Raw genomic sequence first — 5,210 nt, forward strand, 5'->3', positions numbered from 1 at the left:
GTTCGTTGCGAGACTTAACTCAGCAACGTGGGAGGCAGATAATACGCTTTCCCACTGAAGAGTCAACCTTTTTCTCATCGAGACGCGGTGTTTTCACCGGGTTGATTCTTCCTGACTGGGCGACTTGGTTCTCGTTAGAGGAGTCGTTGTTCCCGGTCAGTGGAGGCGCATTATAGGGAGTTCTCAGAAGGCCGCAACCCCTAATTTCAATTATTTTATCAACCGTTCACAAATTCAACAAAAAAGCCCGAAATGGAGGATTAATAAACGAAACCCGCTCAAAACACGCCTGTTTAAAGCCCAAGGCTGGAGTAAACTCGCTTAATAATAAAGAAAGATATTCAGGAATACCCTACATGCTACTTAATGCACATCAACAAGCTGCTCAGCGAAACCTTTCCTATTTACTGGCGGAGAAGATTGCACAACGCGTTTTATCCGGCGATTACCCTGAGGGGTCGATACTTCCCGGCGAGAATGAGTTAGGGGGGATTTTTGGCGTCAGCCGGACAGCCGTGCGTGAAGCGGTGAAAACACTGGCGGCAAAGGGCATGCTTTTGCCCCGCCCGCGCATTGGCACGCGAGTCATGCCTCAGTCCTGCTGGAACTTTCTCGATCAGGACCTGCTGACCTGGTGGATGACCCGCGAAAACTTCGATCAGGTCATGGCACATTTTATCGTGCTGCGCAGAGCGCTTGAACCTCAGGCTTGTGCATTAGCCGCTCTCTCAGCCAGCAAAGAACAAAAGCATCGGCTTTCACTCTATATGAATGAAATGCGCCAGCTGCACAAAAGCTTTGACCGGGAGCAGTGGATTACGGTGGATACGCACTTTCATCAACTGATCTATGAGGCGGGGAAAAACCCTTTCCTGACATCGTTCTCGAATTTATTCAGTTCGGTCTATCAGAGTTACTTTCGTGCGATCACGGGCAATGAGGTTATCAAGTTGGAACATCATCAGCGCCTGACCGATGCCATTCTTGGCGGCGATGCCAATGCGGCGCTGAAAGCCTGTCAGCATCTATTATTTAGCGACGAATGAGCCCACGGATTGACGGACCACTAATTCCGGCGTGAGCACCAGAATCTGAGGCTCTGCTTGTGGGTCTTGCAGACGGTGTAATAAGGCATCGACTGCCAGCTCACCGAGTGAATCTTTAGGCTGATGGATAGTCGTCAGCGGCGGCATCATATATTGCGCCAGCTGGATATCATCGTAGCCGATTACTGCGACATCATCCGGCACACGCAATCCACGTTGATACAATGCCTGATACGCACCGACTGCCATTGCATCATTCCCCGCAAAGACCGCATGAGGCGGCTCGGGTAACGACAGCAATTTCTCCATCGCCGGTACGCCTCCTTCGAATTCAAAATCACCGCTGACTTCATAACCGGGAGGGATGACCAGCCCGGCTTTATTCATGGCCTGACGATAACCGTTCAGCCGTTCCTGCGCGGTGGTTTTATCCAGCGGTCCGGTGATGCAGGCAATTTTGCGATAGCCCTGACGGATCAGATACTCCGTCGCCATTTCTCCGCCCAGAAGCGCATTGTCCTGAATCACATCATTCGCGCCATCAAACGGTGACCAGTCCATCATCACAATAGGTAAGGAAGGATAGCGGCTGATGGCATCTTTCGATGGCCGGTGATTTTCCGTACACATCAACAGCAGGCCATCGACACGCTTTTGCAACAGCGTTTCCAGACTGCGGTTCATGCGTTCGGCATCGCCGTCGGTATTACATAAGATCAGGCTGTAGCCACGTTCATAGCAACTGCGTTCAACACCGCGCACCACTTCCGCATAAAACGGGTTGCTGCTGGCCGTCAGTAACATGCCAATGGTGCGGGTTTGATTTAGTTTCAGGCTGCGTGCCAGCGCGGACGGTGCGTAGTTGAGCTGTTCAACGGCGGCATTCACCTTGTCGGCGATGGCATCACTGACGAACCGATTTTTGTTGATGACGTGGGAAACAGTAGAAGTTGAAACGCCCGCCAGACGGGCGACATCTTTCATGGTGGCCAATCAGGCCTCCTGCTGCGTGAGGAAATCGTCGATTTCTTTGCGCCATGGTACGGAAGGTTGAGCGCCAGGACGTGTCACTGCAATCGCGGCAGCGGCGTGAGCAAAGCGTACCGCGCTGTCCATTGCCTTACCTTCCAGCAACGCAGTCACCAGTGCGCCATTAAAAGTATCACCGGCCGCAATAGTATCCACGGCTTTGACGCGGAATCCGGCGACCTGCTTGCCTTCCCCGTTTTGGCTCAGCCAGACACCTTTACTGCCCAGCGTGATGATAACCGTCGCAATGCCTTTGTCGTGCAGGGCTTTGGCTGCTCGGGCCGCATCGTCATTATTCTCGACCTTAATCCCGGTCAGCTTCTCAGCCTCGGTTTCGTTCGGGGTGATGATATCGACCCGCGACAGCAGTTCGTCCGGCAATTCACAGGCCGGGGCAGGATTAAGAATGACCTGCGTGCCGTTTTCTTTAGCTAACTTCGCCGCCGCAATCACCGTCTCTAACGGTGATTCCAGCTGCATTAATAGAGCAGAAGCATTGATGACTTGCTGTTTATAGCGTGCAAGGTAGTCCGGCGTCACCGCACTGTTGGCACCCGCATCGATACCAATGACGTTCTCACCTTCTGCATTCACGAAAATCAACGCGACGCCGGTGGTCGTTTCTTTGATGGCTTCGACAGGTTGCGTATCAATGTGGTCGCTGGCCAGCTGTTTACGCACACGCTCACCAATATCATCGTCACCCACACAGGCAATAAAAGAAATATCTGCACCACTGCGACCGGCGGCGACCGCCTGATTCGCACCTTTGCCACCGAAAGCCACGGTGTACTGCTTGCCGATCACCGTTTCGCCCGGTTGCGGGAAGTGGTTGATATTCAGAATGTGGTCAGCATTAATACTGCCGAGTACCACCAGTTTGCCTGTTTTCATGTGGAGATCCCTGGGTCAAAGAGCGCCCCCAAAAGGAGGCGCGGGTTACAGCATCGAGCATGCGGGTATTACGGCTGAGCAACCAGTTTCAAATCAACAGGAATAACAGCCGGGACTTTTTCGCCTTTCAGCACTTTGTCAGCTGTCTGAACACCGATCACGCCGATTTGTTCCGGACGTTGTGCCACAGTAGCGCCCATTTTACCGCTGTTTACCGCTTTGATACCGTCTTCTGTACCGTCGAAGCCGACAACAAGAACGTCAGTTTTACCGGCAGTCTGCAGGGCACGCAATGCGCCCAGCGCCATTTCGTCGTTCTGAGCGAAGACGGCTTGTACATCCTGATGCGCAGTCAGCAGGTTCTGCATAACGTTAAGGCCTTTGGTGCGGTCGAAGTCAGCAGGCTGGCTGGCGAGGATCTGGAAATGGTGTTTCTCAGCGGCCTGGGCGAAACCTTTACCGCGTTCGCGGGCAACGGAAGTCCCGGCAATGCCTTCCAGTTCGATCACTTTGGCGTTTTCGCCCAGTTTCTTCGCGATGTAGTCACCGGCCATTTTGCCGCCGAAGGCGTTATCAGATGCCACGTGGCTGGCAACGACGCCTTTAGTCGCCTGACGGTCAAGGGTGATCACTGGGATTTTCGCCTGGTTAGCCATCGCGACAGCATTGCCTACGGCATCAGAATCGGTCGGGTTAATCAGCATCAGCTTGGTACCACGAACGGTAAGGTCCTGCACGTTTGCCAGCTCTTTCGCCGGGTTGTTCTGCGAATCGAGAACAATCAGGTTGTAGCCCAGTTTGTCGGCTTCTTTTTGCGCACCGTCTTTCATAGAAACAAAGAACGGGTTGTTCAGCGTTGAAACGACCAGCGCGATGGTATCTTTCGCCATAACGTTAGCACTGAAAGACGCGGTGATCGCTGCGGCGGAAACCCAGACAGCCAGTTTTTTCATATTCATGGTCATAAGTCCTGTAGGAGAGTTTATTTGTTGCTTTTGTTATCCACCAGAACCGCCAGCAGAATGACAACTGCTTTCACGATCATCTGGTAGTAGGAAGAAACACCTAATAAGTTCAAACCGTTATTCAGGAAGCCAAGGATCAATGCACCGATCAGCGTTCCAACAATGCGCCCTTTACCCCCGGACAGGCTGGTTCCCCCTAAAACAACGGCGGCAATCGCATCCAGCTCGTAGCCTGTACCTGCGTTAGGCTGCGCTGAAGACAAGCGCGCCACTTCGATGATACTGGCCAGAGCGGCTAACAAACCACACAGGGAGTAGACGATAATTTTGACTTTATCGACGCTGATACCTGACAGACGCGTGGCCGATTCATTGCCGCCCAGCGCGTAGATATAACGCCCTAACCGGGTGTGATGCAGCATGTACCAGGCTGCAATAAACACCACGGCCATCAGCCAGACCGGTGTCGGAATCCCCAACGGGCGCCCGATACCAAACCAGCCAAACACATCTGCCACATCATTAAAGCCGGTGCTTATAGGGCTGCCGTTGGTGTACACCATGGTGATACCGCGCAGCAGCAACATCATGACCAGCGTGGCGATAAACGCCTGCACCTTACCTTTGGCGACAATCATGCCAGTGACGGCGCCGATACCTGCGCCCAGCGCCAGCGCGCCTGCCACGGCAACCAGCGCATTCACTTCAAGCCCGACGATAGAGGCCGCAACCGCACCGGTCAGCGCCAGCAAAGAACCGACGGATAAATCAATACCTGACGTCAGGATCACCAGCGTCATGCCCACGGCCATAATGGCGTTGACGGACGTTTGCTGAAGGATGTTGAACAGGTTATTCACGGTAAAGAAATTCGGGCTCATGGAAGAGACCACGGCAATCAACACCAGCAGCGCAATCAGAGATTTCTGCTCCAACAACCACTCTTTACTGATCCAGCGCTTTTTGGCTGACAATGTCTGAGAACTCATATCTGATTACTCCTGCGTCACGCGGTATTGCTTGCCGACAGCGGCTGCCATCAACACTTCTTGCGTAGCCTGTTCTATCGGGAATTCACCGCTTAAATGACCTTCATGCATCACAAGAACCCGGTCGCTCATACCGATCACTTCCGGCATTTCTGAGGAAACCAAAATGATGCTCAGCCCTTCGCGCTTGAACTGGTTAATAAGCTGGTAAATTTCTTTTTTGGCACCGACGTCAACGCCGCGCGTCGGTTCGTCGAGGATCAGGACTTTTGGCCGCGTCATCAATC

5 protein-coding genes and 1 pseudogene are annotated in these 5,210 nt (G+C 53.1%); 1 reads left to right on the top strand and 5 read right to left on the bottom strand.

The features are described 5' to 3' along the window. The first annotated feature begins 356 nt into the window (after positions 1 to 356). Positions 357 to 1,046, top strand: coding sequence for a FadR/GntR family transcriptional regulator (locus ACMHLI_RS13460; RefSeq protein WP_413529917.1), 690 nt, complete (start codon positions 357 to 359; stop codon positions 1,044 to 1,046). Here ACMHLI_RS13460 and rbsR read toward each other — a convergent pair. From rbsR to ACMHLI_RS13485, 5 genes and pseudogenes are all read right to left on the bottom strand, one after another. Continuing rightward, entirely contained in the window at positions 1,029 to 2,039 is a 1,011-nt protein-coding gene (gene rbsR / locus ACMHLI_RS13465) for a ribose operon transcriptional repressor RbsR (protein ID WP_112165446.1), read from the bottom strand. The two genes, ACMHLI_RS13460 and rbsR, sit on opposite strands and share 18 nt — an antisense overlap. Continuing rightward, positions 2,040 to 2,969: a ribokinase gene (gene rbsK, locus ACMHLI_RS13470; protein ID WP_413529918.1), complete on the bottom strand. Its 930-nt coding sequence runs from the start codon at positions 2,967 to 2,969 to the stop codon at positions 2,040 to 2,042. Positions 2,970 to 3,037: 68 nt separating this feature from the next. Further along, on the bottom strand, positions 3,038 to 3,928 hold the full coding sequence (rbsB, locus tag ACMHLI_RS13475) for a ribose ABC transporter substrate-binding protein RbsB (RefSeq protein ID WP_056775977.1): 891 nt from the start codon (positions 3,926 to 3,928) through the stop codon (positions 3,038 to 3,040). Between the two features lie 23 nt (positions 3,929 to 3,951). Further along, a complete protein-coding gene (gene rbsC / locus ACMHLI_RS13480; protein WP_112165442.1) occupies positions 3,952 to 4,923 on the bottom strand; it encodes a ribose ABC transporter permease in 972 nt (323 codons plus the stop codon). A gap of 6 nt (positions 4,924 to 4,929) precedes the next feature. Beyond that, positions 4,930 to 5,210 (bottom strand): annotated as a pseudogene (locus ACMHLI_RS13485) (ribose ABC transporter ATP-binding protein RbsA); the annotation flags it as partial.

The organism is Rahnella inusitata, assembly GCF_965118895.1.
GTDB lineage: Bacteria > Pseudomonadota > Gammaproteobacteria > Enterobacterales > Enterobacteriaceae > Rahnella > Rahnella inusitata_A.

Excerpts from the sequence above, each read along its gene's own strand:
- ACMHLI_RS13460 (WP_413529917.1), top strand. The coding sequence starts at position 357 with ATGCTACTTAATGCACATCAACAAGCTGCTCAGCGAAACCTTTCCTAT.
- rbsC (WP_112165442.1), bottom strand. The coding sequence starts at position 4,923 with ATGAGTTCTCAGACATTGTCAGCCAAAAAGCGCTGGATCAGTAAAGAG.
- rbsK (WP_413529918.1), bottom strand. The coding sequence starts at position 2,969 with ATGAAAACAGGCAAACTGGTGGTACTCGGCAGTATTAATGCTGACCAC.
- rbsB (WP_056775977.1), bottom strand. The coding sequence starts at position 3,928 with ATGAATATGAAAAAACTGGCTGTCTGGGTTTCCGCCGCAGCGATCACC.